Below are 14,936 nucleotides of genomic sequence, written 5' to 3' on the forward strand. Positions count from 1 at the left end.
ATGCGGCGCTGCATCGGCCTGGCTGCCGTCCTGCTGGCGACGGCGTGCGCGCAGCCTGCCGGCCCGCCGTCCGGCCTGGCGGCCACGCTGCCCTTCGAACACGCGGGCATCGCCGACATGCGGCCCGCGTTCACGCAGCGGCTGGGCGAGGAACTGGCGCGGCGGCACCAGGACCCGGACCCCTCGAGGTGGCTGCACCATGCGGCGCGCACGACGGCGGCCGGGCCGGTGCCGTTCGCCGCGCCCGAGGGCCTGCGGGTGCTCATCGTCCCCGGGCTGCTGGGCGATTGCGTGGACGACCAGTCCCTGCCGTTCAGCGATGGGCGGCGCCGCACGCGGCCGGACAGCCACACGCAGGGCTATGCGCACCTGCGGGCGACCCTCGGGCACGTACGCGCCCTGCAGGTCCCCGGGCGCGCCTCGTCGGCGCGCAACGCCGGCCTCATCGCCGCGCAACTGCACGCCGAGGCCCTGCGTCCCGAAGTGCGGGAGATCCTGTTGATCGCCTATTCCAAGGGCGTCGCCGACACCTTGCTGGCACTCGACCGCCTGCAGCGCGAGGGCCGCCTGTCGCCCAAGGTCAGGGCGCTGGTCTCGGTGTCGGGCGCGGTGATGGGCACGCCGCTCGCGGACGGCTCCGCCGCGCTGTACGGCGCGCTCGCGCCGCTGTGGGCGGCCCTGGGGTGCCCGGCCTCCGGCGGAGGCGAGATACGCAGCCTGGCGACGGAGGAAAGGGCGAGCTGGCTGGCGCGCCACCGGCTGCCGCCCGGCGTGCGCACCTACTCCGTCGTGGCGTACACGGCGCGGAAGAACGTCGCCCCCGCGCTGGTGCCCTTCTTCGACCGGCTGAGCGCCTCGGACCGCAGGAACGACGGGCAGATCCCCGCAGGCCGGATGCTGCTGCCCGGCTCGAGGCTGCTGGCCGAGGCGGACGCCGACCACTGGGCCTACGTGCTGCCGCTGGCGCAGCATCCGAACCCCCTTGTCCGGCACCTCGCGGCATCGCGGGACTATCCGCGCGAGGCCTTCCTTGCCGCGATCGTGAGGACGGTGATCGACGACCTGCGAAACACCGGCGCGCAGGCGCCGGCGTTCCGCGCGGGAACAAGTGTTTGTCCCGTGCAGGCGCTACCCGAGGCCTGCGCAGGCCCCTAGATTCACGGCTCGTCTGAAACCAAGGAATCTGTATGAGCAAGCTATCCGGAAAAGTCGCCGTGGTCACCGGAGGGAACAGCGGCATCGGCCTGGCGGCCGCCAAGGCCTTCGTCGCGGAAGGCGCCCGCGTGGTCATCGTGGGGCGCCGCGCGCCGGCGGTGGAGGCCGCCGTGGCGGAGCTGGGCGCGGCGGCGCACGGCGTGGTGGGCGATGTCGGCGACCTGTCCACGCACGAGCGCGTCGCGTCGGAGATCGCCGCCCGCTTCGGCGCCATCGACGTCTACATGGCCAACGCGGGGATGAACAACATCGAGCCTTCGCCCGCGGTCACGCCGGCCAGCTACGACGCGCAGTTCGCCACCAACACGCGCGCCGTGTTCTTCGGCGTCACCCGGGCGCTGCCGCTGATGCGCGAGGGCGCGTCGATCATCCTCACGGGCTCCATCGCGAGCGCGAAGGTCCTGGAGAACCACGCTGTCTATGCGGGCACGAAGGCCGCCATTGGCGCGTTCGCGCGGAACTGGGCGCTGGAGCTGAAGGCGCGGCGCATCCGCGTCAACGTGCTGAGCCCGGGGCCGACGGACACGCCGATCCTGGAGAAGCTCGGCGTGTCCGAGGCGGACCGGCCCGCGTTCGAGCAGGGCATGGCGTCGGCCATCCCGCTGGGCCGTCTCGCCAAGGCCGAGGAGCTGGCGCGTGCCGCGCTGTTCCTGGCGGGCGACGACAGCCGCTTCATCACCGGCATGGACCTGCGCGTGGACGGCGGCATCGCGCTGAATTGAAACACCCCCCAAGCCGCTTCGCGGCTCCCCCCTCTCTCGCCTTCGGCGGGAGGGGGGCGCACCCAGAGGCCTGGCAAAGCCAGTTCCTCGGGTGCCCTGAGGGCTTCGCTGCGCTCGCCGACTTGGATCGTCCGTTTCATGCGATGCGCGTGGCGCGCAGCGCTATGGAGAACTGAAATGACGCCGCCCGATGATGCGTCCGGCCCGCGCCCCGGGGGGCGAGGGCCGGTTCATCGAGGAACGGCGCACGCCAGATCGTCCAAGGCCCGTGCCGCGCGCCATTCCCATGCACCTGCGCCTTGCGAACGCGCAAGCGCTAGGGCCCGCAGGTAGAGCGCCTCGGCGCCGGCGGCATCGTCCCGCCGCTCTTGGCGCCGCCCGGCGGAGCGGAACACCTCGGCCGTACACCACTGCGCCTCGCCACGCATCGCACGCGCGACCAGGCCGTCATCGATCCATTCGTCGCAGAAGGTGGCGAGCATCTCCCTGCGGGGCCCATCCAGGGCCGGGAGCCTTGCGCGGACTTCCTCGACGTGTGCCGCTCGATCGACGACCTCGTCGAGCTTCAACGCATCGTCGTAGCAGAGCGCCCACTGGTGCCAGTAGGCGAAGCCCCTGGATTCCGTCACCTGCAGCATCCTGTCGATGCAGCCGCGCGCCGCCGTCCGCTCGCCCGCCCAGATGGCCACCGGACAGATCCAGAACAGCGCAACGCACAGGGACAGGGCGTGCCCGAGCGCTTCCGCCTCTTCCCTGCATTGGCGCGCGGTGCGCATGGCGAGATCGCCGTCGCCCCGGATCCAGAGCGTCCTGGCCAGGATGGCCACGGCCGTGGTCCGCGCATCGGGCTGGAACGCGTTGTCGCGATGGCGCCGGGTCGCTTCGTCCACGGCGGCGGCCTCGCGGGCATGCGCCTCGGCGTCCGGGAACGCGCCGCAGAAATGGCTGGCGAGCGCCAGCATCCGCTGCGACAGGTTCCGCGTCGCAGGCTTGTGCGAACGGCCTGCGTGGTCGTTCAGGATTTCGGCATGCCGCAGCGCCGGCGCGTACTCGCCGCGCGTGATGTTCAGTGCGCAAAGGCCCCATCGGGCCTGAAACTCCAGGGCCGGCACCTTGAACTCCAGTGCGCCGGCAAGCGCCCGCTCGCAGGCCTGCGTCATTTCCGCCAGCGCGCCGCCGGTGTGCCACAGCGCGTTGTAGAGCGCGATCTCCAGCCGGCCGGCCGCCAGGCGGTCGGGCGCCGGCGACCGATGGACATGGTCCAGCGCCGCGCGGATGCGCCCCAGGTATTCGCTGACTTCCGACAGGCGGAACCAGAGCGGCGCCGACGCGATCGCGAGCGAGGCGGCAGTCCCGGCATCGGGTTGCTGTACCAGGCAGGTGTCCAGCGCGAATCGCACGTCGTCCAGGCGGTAGGCGTACCGGTCGCTCCATGCGCGCTCCGTCAGCTCCTGCAGGTCCTCTGTCGCCGCCTTCATCAGGTCGAGCATGAATGCCGCATGCTGCTGCAGCAGCAAGGGACGTTCATCGCTGCGCGCAAGCAGCTCGGCGGCGTAGCTGCGCGTCGTGTCGAGCAGGCGGTAGGGCGCGACGGTGTCGCTGCCGTCGAAGAAGACCAGCGACTTGTTGACCAGCGAGACCAGCGCATCGAATGCCGCCTCCTGGTCCATGTCGCCGGCGGTCACGCCGAGCGCGGATGCGACGTCGAAGCGGCCCCGGAAGACCGACAGCCGGCGGAAGATCCGAAGTTCCGCCTCGTCCAGCAGGGCAACACTCCAGTCCAGGGCCGCCGCCAGCGTCCGATGCCGCGGGAGGGCGGCGCGACTGTCGAGGGCGTAGAGCCGCAGGTGGCTGTCCAGCCGGCGCGCCAGGTCCTCGATGGACTGGACGCCCAGGCGTGCCGCTACCAGTTCGATGGCCAGGGGGATGCCGTCGACCTGCCGCGAGATCGCCGCCAGCAGGGGGCCGTGCGAATCCACGAAAGCGCCCGCGCCCGCAGCCCTCGCCCGCTCGACGAGCAGTTCGACGGCGGGCCAGCGCATGGCTTCGGAGAGAGAGAGGCACTGCGCATCCGGTATCGCGAGCGCGGACAGCCTGAGGACGTATTCGCCGGGCACGCGCAGCGGTTCGCGGCTGGTCGCGAGGATGCGCAGCCGGGGCAATGCCGACAGCAGGCCGGCGACCGGCGGCGCCAGCGAATCCACCACGTGCTCGCAGTTGTCGATCAGCAAGAGCACGTCCCGGCCCGCCAGGCATTGCGTCATGGCGCCGAGGGCATCGGGAAGGTCGGCAGGCGCCCCCACCGCACGCGCGATGGTGCCGAGCACGTGGTCCCGGGAGATCAGCGGGGCGAGATCGACGAAGGCGACCTGGGCGCCATGCGTCAGCTGGTAGCGCTCGACGGCATGGATCGCGACGCTGGTCTTGCCGATGCCGCCCGTGCCGGCGATCGTGACCAGTCGCTGGCTTTCGAGCGATGCGAGCACGTCTTCCACGTCCGCTTCCCGACCCACGAGCCCCGACAGCCGCACCGGCAGCCTTGCGAACGAAGGGGGGGCCGGCCGCGGCAGGGTGCCGGGCGGAACATCGGGTGCCTCGCGGCGGACTCGCCCGTTGAAGCGATAGCCCCGCAAGGGAACGGTGGTGATCCATTCCGCGCAACCGTCGCCATCGTCCGGCCTGCCCAGGGCCTTCCGGAGCGCGGACATGTGGACGCGCACGCTCCCGTCCTCGACCACGACGCCGGCCCAGACTGTGGAGAGAAGCTCGTCCTTGCTGACGAACTGCCCGGCGCGCTGGAGCAGCAGGAGCAACAGGTCGAAGGAGCGCGGCCCGAGCCGCACCGCCTGCCCGTCGCGCTCGAGCCGGCGCTGCGTCTCCCGGAGGGTGAAGTTTCCGAAATGCCAGCGAACGTCGAGCGCTTCTTCGGACCGGGCTCGCATGACGGGTCCTAGGGGAGATGTGCCGAGGCGCCGGAGAAGACCTGCTTCACGAGCGCCTGGACGTAGGCTCCCGAGATCTCAGCGTACGGAATCATCAGCCTGTAATAGACGGCGCCGAAGAGGGTGTCGATGAGCACGTCCTCGTCGGCGTCGTCGCGCAGTTGTCCGAGCGCCTTCGCTTCGGCGATCACCGCCTTCGCCTGTTCGCGCCGCGGTGCGATCCACTGGTTCCAGAACGCCTGTTGCAGTTGGGCGTCGCTCTGCGCGGCACCCAGCAGGTGACGCAGCAGATCGCCTCGCGGCCCGCGCAGCGCGCGCGCCAGCTCCTTGATGGCGGCGACGAATGTCGCGCGCACGTCGGCCTTGCGCCGGTAGCGGATCAACGGCGATACCTCGTCCAGGAAGGCGTCCATCACGATGGCGGCCGCATTCGGCCAGCGGCGGTAGAGGGTGGTCTTCGCCACGCCGCTGCGCTCGCTGATGCGCACCGCAGTGGCATGGTGGACGCCCCCTTCGTACGCCAGCGCCAGCGCTGCCGCCCGAACGGCCTTGGTGGCATCGGCGCTGCGTGGCCGGCCCAGCGTGGGCTCGTTGGGCTCGGTGCAATTCTGACGATCCGACATGGCGACGTTGTCTTTGACTTTACGGAACACAGTGTAGCGAATATATTTAAGCTACACAATGTATCGAAATGAAGTCGAAAGGCCAGGCAAATGCATTCCGCAAGCATCATCTACGGCCATGATGGGCAGGTCGTCCAGGCCGAATGGAAAGGCAATGCGCACACGCTGCTGCAGCACCTTCGCGAAGAGCGGCGGCTGACCGGCACCAAGGAAGGATGCGCCGAGGGGGATTGCGGCGCCTGCCTGGTCCTGCTCGGGGAGTCCGCGCCTTCCCGCGACGGCGTGCGCTGGCGCAGCGTCAACGCATGCTTCCTTCCGCTGAGCGCCGTTCACGGAAGGCTGCTGGCGACGGTCGAGAGCATCGGGTGCCCGTCCGCCCTGCACCCGGTACAGGCTGCGATGGTCGAGGAGCATGCCTCGCAGTGCGGCTTCTGCACGCCCGGCTTCGTGGTCAGCCTCTACGAGCACTACCTGCGGCACCCTCAGCCCACGCCGGTCGAACAGGTCCATCGCCAGCTCAGCGGCAACCTGTGCCGATGTACCGGCTACGCGCCGATCCTGCGCGCCGCCCGGTCCATGTACCGCCTGCCGCGGATCGCACGCGACGCGGCTGCCGATGCCTCGCTGCTGCAGCGCGTGCGAACGCTCGTCGACGCCGCGCCGCGGGTGCTCGAAAGCCACGGGGAGACCGTGATGTTCCCCGCCAGCAGTGACGAACTCGCCGCCCAGCGGCAGGCGCATCCCGAGGCCGTGCTGCTCGGCGGCGGCACCGATGTCGGCCTGTGGGTGACGAAGCAGCTGCGCGCGCTGCCGAAGGTGATCCACCTTGCCGGTGTCGGCGACATGCGGGGCGTCGTCCGGACCGGCCATGGCCTGCGCATCGGTGCGGCGCTGCCGCTCGAGGACGCTGCCGAGGCGCTGGCGCGCGACTTTCCCGAGCTGGCGGAGCTATGGCAGCGCTTCGCGTCGCCGCCTGTACGCCACGTCGCCACGCTGGGCGGCAACATCGCCAACGGCTCGCCCATCGGCGACTCGATGCCGGTGCTGATGGCGATCGGCGCGCGCCTGCTGCTGCGCGGCGCCGCCGGGCGCCGGGCCATGGCGATCGAAGACTTCTACCTCGGCTACCAGCGCACCGCGCTGCGGCCGGACGAGTTCATCGAGGCGATCGATGTGCCGGCGCGGGGGGACAACCTGTTCGTGCGTGCCTACAAGGTCTCGAAGCGGCGTGACGACGACATCTCGGCGGTCAGCATGGCGCTCGCGCTGCGGCTGGACGGCGACGGTCGCGTCGCCGCCGCGAGAATCGCATTGGGTGGCATGGCGGCGACGCCCAGGCGAGCGCGGGGCGTGGAGACCGCCTTGCACGGCCGCACGCTTGGCGCAGAAGCCATGATGGCGTCCGCGGCTGCGTTGGCGGACGATTTCACCCCCTTGTCCGATCACCGGGCCAGCGCCGGGTACCGCATGCGCGTGGCAGGCAATCTCCTACTGCGCGCGGCGCTGGAGTTCGAGGGCACGGAGCGTGCCCGCCTCGAATGCCGGGAAGGGGCAGCGCCATGACGGCCGCTATCGACGCCGCGGGATCGCGTGTCGGCGACGTCCGGGCACACGACAGTGCCCACATGCACGTCGCCGGGCTGGCGCCTTACACCGACGATCTGCCCGAGACGCAGGGCACTGCGCACGCGGCCATCGGTTTTGCGCCCGTCGCCAGCGGACGCATCCTGGCGCTCGATCTTTCGAGGGTGCGCGCACACCCGGGTGTCCTGCGCGTGCTCACGGCCGAGGACATTCCAGGATCCAATTTGCACGGCATCATCGTCAGGGACGAATGCCTGCTGGCCCACGAGAATGTCTCGTACTGGGGGCAGCCGTTGTTTCTCGTCGTCGCCGAGACCCGCGTGGCGGCGCGCCGCGCCGCGCGCCTGGCCAAGGTGGAGACAGCGCTGCTGCCGGCCGTTGTCGACGCAACGGCCGCACGCAAAAAGGGGATGGAGGCGGTTCCCGCGCGTGTTGCAAGCAGCGGCGATGTCATAAATGCGCTCGCGCACGCGTCCGTGGTTTCCACCGGATGCGTCGACATAGGCGGCCAAGAGCACTTTTATCTGGAGGGGCAGATCGCCTATGCCCTGCCGGCGGAAGACGACCGCGTTGTGGTGCACTGCGCCACTCAGCACCCGAGCGAGGTGCAGCAGATCGTCGCCCGGACCCTGGGGTGGCCCTTGGGCCGGGTCAACGTGCAATGCCGTCGCATGGGCGGCGCCTTCGGCGGCAAGGAGTCGCAGTGCTATGTCTTCGCGGCCCTGGCCGCCCTGGCGGCTGCGGCGCTGGGCCGCCCCGTGAAGCTGCGGCCCGATCGCGACGACGATTTCATGATCACCGGCAAGCGCCACGATTTCCGCATCGGCTGGCAGGTGGCGGTGGACGACGCGGGCCGGATCACTGCCGCCTCCTTCGACCACCTCGTGCGCTGCGGCTGGTCGGCCGACTATTCCGGGGCCGTTGCGGACCGCGCGGTCTTTCACGCGACCAATGCGTACTTCGTGCCCCACTTCCACTGCACGTCGTTCCGCGCCCGCACCCACACCCAATCGGCCACCGCCTTCCGGGGGTTCGGCGGGCCGCAGGGGGTGCTCGGCATGGAAGCGGCCATGCAGGACCTGGCGCTGAAGCTGGGGATCGATGCGCTCGATCTGCGCAAGCGCAACCTGCTGGCGCAGGGCGAGAGAGCCCGCCTGCACTACGGCTTCGTGCTCGAGGACAACGTGCTGCCCGCACTGGTGGATCGACTCGAGCAGGACTGCGGCTACCGGGCGCGCCGGCGGGCCGTCGAGGCGTTCAACGGCGGCAGCCGCTGGATCCGCCGCGGCCTTGCGCTGGTGCCGGCGGTGTTCGGCGTGGGCTTCGGCGCCACCTGCCTCAACCAGGCCGGCGCGCTGGTCCAGATCTACGTCGACGGAACCGTCAGCGTGAACCACGGCGGTACCGAGATGGGGCAGGGACTCCACACCAAGATCGCGCAGATCGTCTCGCACGAACTGGGGCTGCGCGCCGGCGACGTGTTCGTGACCGCCACCGATACGGCGAAGGTGCCCAACACCGTGTCCACCGCCGCCAGCAGCGGCGCCGACCTGAACGGCATGGCCGCCTTCAACGCCGCGCGGGATCTGCGGCAGCGTCTCGCGCGGGTTGCGGCAGCGCTGTGGAACTGCACGCCGGCCGAGGTGTGGTTCGCGCACGGCCGGGCCCGATGCGGCGGCCGCGGCATGGCCTTTGCCGAACTGTGCGGGCACGCCTTCGCGATGCAGGTGTCCTTGTCGGCGACGGGCTACTACCGCGTTCCCAAGGTCGCATACGACTTCGACACGTTCAAGGGCCGCCCGTTCTACTACTACACCTACGGCGCGGCCTGCAGCGAGGTGAGCATCGACGTGCTCACCGGCGAACTCCAGGTGGAGCGGGTCGACATCCTCCAGGACGTCGGGCGTTCGCTCAACCCTGCGCTCGACCGCGGCCAGGTCGAAGGCGGCTTCGTCCAGGGCATGGGCTGGCTCACCACCGAGGAACTGGCCTGGCGCGACGACGGGTACCTGCTGACCCATGCCCCCCAGACCTACAAGATCCCGACCTCGCGCGACGTGCCGGCGGACTTCCGCGTTGCGTTCTTCGAGAACGAGAACGCCGAGGACACCGTGCACCGCTCCAAGGCCATCGGCGAGCCCCCGCTGCAGCTGGCCGTGTCCGTGTGGCTTGCCATATGGGACGCGGTCGCCTCCACGGGCGGCCATGCCAAGGCGCCCGCGCTGCGTGCGCCCGCCACGCCCGAGGCCATCCTCGACGCCCTCGAAAGCATTCGATGAACGTGAATTCCGCAAGCAGTGTGCCGCTCGAGACCGTTCTCGGCGTCGGCGTGGCGATCCGGCGGGACGGACGCTACCTGTTCGGACTGCGGCGCAGCGCATTGGGACGCGGTACCTGGGGTTTTCCGGGAGGCCATCTGGAGCCCGGCGAAGATCCGTTCGCGTGCGCGGCGCGCGAACTCCTCGAAGAGACGGGCCTGCACCTGTCGAATGCCCGGGCCGAGGGCTGGTTCAGCCATGTGGACAGTGGGCGGCGCTACCTCACGCTGTACGTCTGCGGCGATGCCGGCGGCGACGCGCAGCTCAGGGAGCCGTCGAAGTGCGCGGGCTGGCAGTGGCTGCTGCAGGACGAATGCCCGGGGCCGCTGTTCGCCCCCACCGCCGGCTACTTCGCTTCCGCCTCATCGGCATCGAGGCAGGCACCTGGATGAGGCGCTGCCCGCAGCGCCCATGCTCATCGGGCGAACCATTGCCACCCGCACTGGCCGGGCAGCGGGGCGACGCGCACGAGGTGTCCGATCGCCTGAACCCTCTCCGATCGCGCCGCGCCGGCCGCGGGCGCGGCGTTGACGGAAGCAGGCGTGCCCTGCGGGCATGCCAGGCGCCGCACGAGGCCGGCGCAGTCCAGTGCGAAATGCCGGCCGAGCTGCGCGTGCCGCTGCAGCAGGCGCGTCCTCTGGTAGCCGTGCCATGCCTCGTCGTCCAGGGCCTGGATGGGCCTGCCATTCCTCTGCGTGACCATGGCGCGCTCCTTTCGTTGGAAACGGGTGCCTGTGTTCAGCGGCATCGTAGAAAGAGCGCGGCCGCAGCGGTAGATCGCAGGGATGCGACACGGCGGTGAGCCATCGGCACCGTGGGCGTTCGCACCTTGTCCACCCGGGCAACGGTGTTTGTCCGGGGCCGGTCTACCCAACGGCGGCGCCTGCCGCCAGATTCGAGGCTCCGGCCCTCGCGGCCATTCCAGGAGATTCGAAAGTGAACACCACCGTCAACCCCGAGATTTCCGCCTTCATCGACGAACTTGCGGAGACAGGCAGCCACTACCGCATGGAGCAGATGGAGCGCCTGTACACCGAAGACCTCGGCTTCCTGGTGCTGACCCCGCAGGGCGAGGTCGCGCGCTTCTCGAAGGCCGAGATGATGGCCGAGTTCCGCAGCCGCCGGGATGCCGGCGAGCCGCCCCTGTCGACCGAGAAGCGCATCCTCCATGTCGAGGAGCAGGGCGACACCGCCACCGCCATCCTGTACCGGCGCATGAGCGAGCGGGCGGACGCGGCACTGTACGAGCTGCGCCTGAGAAAGGTCGACGGCCGGTGGCTGGTCTCGGGAGAGACCGTCCTGCCGTGGCCGGACCTGGCGAGCGCCCGCGGCTTCCTGCCGCCGCGTGCCGATGCGGCTCAGGCGGGCGTGCCGGGCCGCCGGGGCGCGTAGGTCCGCGGCGCACAGCCGAACACGCGCTTGAAGGCACTGCCGAAGGCGCTTTCGGACGAGTAGCCGAGCGCCTGCGAGATGGCGGCCACCGGCTTGCGCTGCTGCCGCAGGTCGCGCGCGGCGATGTGCATGCGCAGCGTCAGCACGTAGTCGAGCGGCGAGCGTCCCACGACCTTCCTGAAGCGAAGGGCGAAGCCCGAGCGGGACAGCCGCGCGATCGCGGCCAGTTCCGGCAGCGTCCACCGCCGCAGCGGCTCGCCGTGCAGTGCCTCGAGGACGCGGCCGATCCGCTCGTCCGCCAGGGCGGACAGCCAGCCCGCCGGCACGCCGCCGGGCGATGCGAGCTGCATGCGCATCAGCTCGACGAAGATCATGTGCATCGCATGCGTGGCCTGGGTGCGGCTGCCCGGGCCGCCTGCCTGCAGTTCGTGCACGAACAGCGAGAGCAGCCAGCGGGCCGTCTGCGCGGCCGTGGACGAGGCGGGCAGGTGGATGAGCGCGGGCAGGGCGCCGACCAGCAGGCCGGCCGACGCCGGCGCCAGGACCATCCTGCCGCCGGCCACCGAGAAGTCCTTTCCCGACCCGATGCGGACACTGCCGCCTTCCGGTGCACCGGCGAAGACCTCGGCAGCGTCGCGCGGCGGCACGTCCGGCGCGCTGGTGAGGACGAACGGTGCGCCCCCGCCAAGCACGAAGCAGTCGCCGGCCGCCAGGGGCACCGCGGCGGCCCCCTCGGGCATCAGCCAAGCGCTGCCCTGCAGGACGACGTTGAACTTGAGGCCCTCGTACCGGCCGACGCGAACGCCCCAGCGTTCCCCTGCGCAAAGGCCCGTGGACAGCTCGCACCGGGCATCGAGGAGCGACAGGGTGTCCGAGAGCGGATCGGCCATGAGTGGATTATCTCGACATGAATCGAGCAGAACGAGGCTTCCGCGTCCAGTCTTGCGGGTTCACAGTGACGGCATCGGTTTCACGATCTCTTTTTTTCTTGCCATGCACCGGACGATCTTTCCCCAGGCACCGATTGCCTCGCCCTTCCACGCCGCCAGCACTGCCGCCGATGTCATGGCCGACATCCGCCTGGACGGAAAGCACGCCATCGTCACGGGCGGCTACTCGGGGCTGGGCCTGGAGATGGTGCGCTCGCTGGCCCGCGCCGGTGCGCAGGTGACCGTGCCGGCACGGGACCTCGCGCGGGCACGCCAGGCGCTCGATGACGAGCCGAACGTCATCGTGGACGCCCTGGACCTCGCCGACCCCGCTTCCATCGACGCCTTCGCCGGGCGCTGTCTGGCGATGCGGCGGCCGCTGCACCTGCTGATCAACAGCGCGGGCGTCATGGCGACGCCCTTCGCCCGCGACCCGCGCGGCGTGGAATGGCAGTTCGCCGTGAATCACCTGGGCCACTTCCGGCTGACGGCAGCCCTTTGGCCGGCCCTGCTGGAGGCAGGCGACGCGCGCGTCGTCTCGATGTCGTCCCGCGGGCATCAACTGGCGCCGGTGGATTTCGACGACGTCTCGTTCGTGCGGCGGCCGTACGACAAGTGGATCGCCTACGGGCAGTCGAAGACGGCCAATGCGCTGTTCGCCGTCGGCCTCGACCGACGGGGCCGCGCGGCGGGCGTGCGGGCGTTCTCGGTCCATCCGGGCTCGGTGCTGGGCCCCTTGGCGCGGCACCTGACGCCGGAAGAGATCGCCGCCTTCGGCGTGCACGATGCGGACGGCGGGCTCGTCGTGGCGCCGGAGCGCGACCTGAAGACGCCCGCCCAGGGGGCGGCAACCGCCCTCTGGTGCGCGACCAGTCCCTTGTTGCAGGGAGTGGGGGGCCTGTACTGCGAGGACTGCAATATCGCGCGCCTGGCCGAGGACGGGGAGACCGGGCGGTCGGGCGTTCGGCCCTGGGCCACGGACCCCGTCCAGGCCGAGCGTCTGTGGGCGCTGAGCGAGCAGCTTGCCGGGAAATTCGGAGCACGACCGCTCACGTGATGGCGGTCAGCGAGATGGTCGCCCGCGTCTGAGCTGTGCCATCTGCCAATGCCATGGGCCGCCGATGCCGAGTTCGCTTCCTCGGGGCACAGGGGGCGGGGCTCAGGGGCCATGGTACGAATCGCTCGCCTTGCTGCCAGGCAGGAAGGAGCGCCGTGGCGTCATTCCTCCCCCTTCGCGGCGCGTCCTTGAAACGAGGGCGACCCACTTCTTGCGGAGGCGATTGGTGTGCATCCGGCAACGGTGTGCGGCCCCAGGCAGATCTACCAGCCCAGACCCTGGATGCCTACGCTTCATGTCGTCCGGCCTTTCGCCGTGATTGGTGCCCGACAGCCCCTGAGGCAGGAGGGCGATCCCGACCCGTTGCCAGCCGCTTCCGGCCCCGGTGGCTGGGCCATCACTTTGGAGATTCCACAATGCCTTCAGTAGCCAATCCCCCCCAACAGACAACCCCGCAGGCCGATGACCTGGTCCCGTCCCGCTATGCGCTGCAGATCGGCGAGATCGACGCGCTGGTGGTCAGCGACGGGGTGCTTCCGCTGCCGACGTCCACCATGGCCACCAACGTGGATCCGGCCGACCTCGCGCAATGGCTCGACCACATGTTCATGCCGCCGGACAAGTTCGACTGGCCGCTCAATGTCATGGTCGCTCGAAGTGGAGACCAGACCATCCTCATCGACGCCGGACTGGGAGGCCAGTTCTCGGGCTTCCCGCGCGCCGGACAGTTTCCCCGGCGGCTGGAAGCCGCGGGCATCAGGCTCGAGGACGTGACCGATGTGATCATCACCCACATGCACATGGATCATGTGGGCGGGCTCCTGGTCCCCGAAGTCAGGGATCGGCTGCGCCCGGACGTGCGCATCCACGTTGCCGCTGCCGAGGTGGAGTTCTGGACGGCGCCTGATTTCTCCCAGACCGTCATGCCGAACCCGGTGCCCCCCGTGCTCCGGACGACCGCGACCAGCTTCCACGACGAGTATCGCGATCGACTTCGGATCTTCAAGGACAAGCACGAGGTTGCACCAGGTGTGTTCGTTCGCCTCACGGGTGGTCATACGCCGGGGCACAGCGTGGTCGAATTGGTGTCTGAAGGGGAGCGGCTCCTCTTCGCCGGCGATGCCATGTTCCCGGTCGGGTTCGATCACCCCGACTGGCAGAACGGCTTCGAACACGACCCCGAGGAATCGACACGCGTTCGAGTCGGCCTCTTCCGAGAACTTGCGGAGAGCCGTGGATTGCTGGTGGCCGCACACCTTCCATTCCCATCCGTCGGTCGTGTCGCGATTGATGGGGACGCTTTCCGCTGGGTGCCGGTCATCTGGGACTACTGACGGCATCTTTTCCTTCATCAGTGCAAGTATCGGCACCTCGCCGGAATTCACAGCAAATTGCTTCGACAGTGGGCGTTCTGCAAAGACAAGGTGCTGATGCGTCTCGGTCGGTGGCCGAGTCGCATCAGTGACATGCACTCAGCAACGCACTTGGCGGACTTTCGCTCCTTGCACGGTGGTGATGGTCGTGCAGGCTGTCTTCAGCTTGAAGTTCCCCGGATCCTGTTCCCATTGCTCCAGGTCGGTTCGGCGCCAGCCCTTGGCGGAACCACCCAGGGAAACCGGCGCGGGGAAGGTGCCAGCCGCAATGCGCCTGTAAAGGCTGGACCGGCTCAACGCCGTCATGCGCAGCACATCGCGCATGTGATAGAACATGGGCGGGATGCGATCAGCTTCCAGGGCCATCGCCTTCGGCGCAGAAACTCCCATGTAGACCATATGAATCTCTCCGTGTGTCGTTCAACGCCAGTTTGTCCAGACCTGTGCCGCACTCCAATCGCCGTAAGTCTGCGCATGCAGCGCGGCGTACCGATCGAGGTCAGCCTTCAGGCCAGCCTGGCAAGTGAAGGTCAGCTTCGTGCTGGTGCTGGAAGGCAGCGGCCCTAGGCTGAATCGACATTCAGGGCGACGAACATGGGAGATGAGACGATACGGGCAGGAGGAAGCCAGCCTGAATGTCTCGCCCGATCCGCTACGAACTGACAGATCACCAATGGAAGCGTCTTGAGGGTTTGCTGCCCGGCAAAGCCTCGGACCCTGGGCGCAGTGGCGCAGACAACCGTGCCTTCGTCAATGGCGTGCTGTGGGTGCTGCGCTCGGG

At 69.6% G+C, this 14,936-nt stretch carries 14 protein-coding genes and 1 pseudogene; 9 read left to right on the forward strand and 6 right to left on the reverse strand.

The window, feature by feature from the left end:
- Positions 1 to 1,155: a hypothetical protein gene (locus Q392_RS22405; protein WP_038212690.1), complete on the forward strand. Its 1,155-nt coding sequence runs from the start codon at positions 1 to 3 to the stop codon at positions 1,153 to 1,155.
- A 32-nt stretch (positions 1,156 to 1,187) separates the two neighbouring features.
- On the forward strand, positions 1,188 to 1,937 hold the full coding sequence (locus tag Q392_RS22410; protein WP_038212692.1) for an SDR family NAD(P)-dependent oxidoreductase: 750 nt from the start codon (positions 1,188 to 1,190) through the stop codon (positions 1,935 to 1,937).
- Between the two features lie 230 nt (positions 1,938 to 2,167).
- Here Q392_RS22410 and Q392_RS22415 read toward each other — a convergent pair whose 3' ends face one another.
- Positions 2,168 to 4,879, reverse strand: coding sequence for an ATP-binding protein (locus Q392_RS22415; protein WP_038212695.1), 2,712 nt, complete (start codon positions 4,877 to 4,879; stop codon positions 2,168 to 2,170).
- A gap of 8 nt (positions 4,880 to 4,887) precedes the next feature.
- Positions 4,888 to 5,502, reverse strand: a complete 615-nt coding sequence (locus Q392_RS22420; RefSeq protein WP_084217338.1) for a TetR-like C-terminal domain-containing protein — start codon at positions 5,500 to 5,502, stop codon at positions 4,888 to 4,890.
- A gap of 90 nt (positions 5,503 to 5,592) precedes the next feature.
- Here Q392_RS22420 and xdhA point away from each other — a divergent pair, with 90 nt between their 5' ends.
- From xdhA to Q392_RS22435, 3 genes are read left to right on the forward strand one after another with little or no spacing between them, the layout of a single operon-like run.
- Complete coding sequence (xdhA, locus tag Q392_RS22425) at positions 5,593 to 7,065, forward strand: xanthine dehydrogenase small subunit (RefSeq protein WP_038212699.1); 1,473 nt, start codon at positions 5,593 to 5,595, stop codon at positions 7,063 to 7,065.
- Positions 7,062 to 9,365 carry a xanthine dehydrogenase molybdopterin binding subunit gene (xdhB, locus tag Q392_RS22430; RefSeq protein WP_038212743.1) on the forward strand — a complete coding sequence of 768 codons (2,304 nt, stop codon included), beginning with the start codon at positions 7,062 to 7,064 and terminating at the stop codon, positions 9,363 to 9,365. The genes xdhA and xdhB overlap by 4 nt, the downstream gene beginning before the upstream one ends.
- Positions 9,362 to 9,796: a nucleotide triphosphate diphosphatase NUDT15 gene (locus Q392_RS22435; RefSeq protein ID WP_051953864.1), complete on the forward strand. Its 435-nt coding sequence runs from the start codon at positions 9,362 to 9,364 to the stop codon at positions 9,794 to 9,796. The genes xdhB and Q392_RS22435 overlap by 4 nt, the downstream gene beginning before the upstream one ends.
- Before the next feature lie 23 nt (positions 9,797 to 9,819).
- Here the strand turns inward: Q392_RS22435 and Q392_RS22440 are convergent, their stop codons facing one another.
- Positions 9,820 to 10,107 (reverse strand): hypothetical protein, encoded by a 288-nt coding sequence (locus tag Q392_RS22440; protein WP_038212700.1) that lies wholly within the window; start codon positions 10,105 to 10,107, stop codon positions 9,820 to 9,822.
- 233 nt (positions 10,108 to 10,340) lie between these two features.
- On the opposite strand from Q392_RS22440, the gene Q392_RS22445 reads away from it, so the two are divergent.
- The gene (locus Q392_RS22445; protein WP_051953865.1) at positions 10,341 to 10,796 is read left to right on the forward strand and encodes a hypothetical protein; all 456 of its coding nucleotides are present in this window, start codon (positions 10,341 to 10,343) and stop codon (positions 10,794 to 10,796) included.
- Here the strand turns inward: Q392_RS22445 and Q392_RS22450 are convergent.
- Positions 10,763 to 11,686, reverse strand: coding sequence for an AraC family transcriptional regulator (locus Q392_RS22450; RefSeq protein ID WP_038212701.1), 924 nt, complete (start codon positions 11,684 to 11,686; stop codon positions 10,763 to 10,765). The two genes, Q392_RS22445 and Q392_RS22450, sit on opposite strands and share 34 nt — an antisense overlap.
- A gap of 103 nt (positions 11,687 to 11,789) precedes the next feature.
- Here Q392_RS22450 and Q392_RS22455 point away from each other — a divergent pair, with 103 nt between their 5' ends.
- Positions 11,790 to 12,782 carry an oxidoreductase gene (locus Q392_RS22455; protein WP_038212704.1) on the forward strand — a complete coding sequence of 331 codons (993 nt, stop codon included), beginning with the start codon at positions 11,790 to 11,792 and terminating at the stop codon, positions 12,780 to 12,782.
- Positions 12,783 to 13,198: 416 nt separating this feature from the next.
- The gene (locus Q392_RS22460; protein WP_038212713.1) at positions 13,199 to 14,116 is read left to right on the forward strand and encodes an MBL fold metallo-hydrolase; all 918 of its coding nucleotides are present in this window, start codon (positions 13,199 to 13,201) and stop codon (positions 14,114 to 14,116) included.
- A gap of 138 nt (positions 14,117 to 14,254) precedes the next feature.
- Here Q392_RS22460 and Q392_RS22465 read toward each other — a convergent pair whose 3' ends face one another.
- Together Q392_RS22465 and Q392_RS32185 are read right to left on the reverse strand one after the other, a co-directional pair.
- Positions 14,255 to 14,554: a helix-turn-helix transcriptional regulator gene (locus tag Q392_RS22465; protein WP_245610780.1), complete on the reverse strand. Its 300-nt coding sequence runs from the start codon at positions 14,552 to 14,554 to the stop codon at positions 14,255 to 14,257.
- A gap of 57 nt (positions 14,555 to 14,611) precedes the next feature.
- A pseudogene (locus tag Q392_RS32185) lies at positions 14,612 to 14,758 on the reverse strand (DUF2274 domain-containing protein); the annotation flags it as partial.
- A 32-nt stretch (positions 14,759 to 14,790) separates the two neighbouring features.
- Between Q392_RS32185 and Q392_RS32190 the strand changes: the two are divergent.
- The coding region (locus tag Q392_RS32190) for a transposase (RefSeq protein WP_157008087.1) at positions 14,791 to 14,936 on the forward strand (146 nt) is incomplete at its 3' end.

The organism is Xenophilus azovorans DSM 13620 (genome assembly GCF_000745855.1).
Classification (GTDB): domain Bacteria; phylum Pseudomonadota; class Gammaproteobacteria; order Burkholderiales; family Burkholderiaceae_C; genus Xenophilus; species Xenophilus azovorans.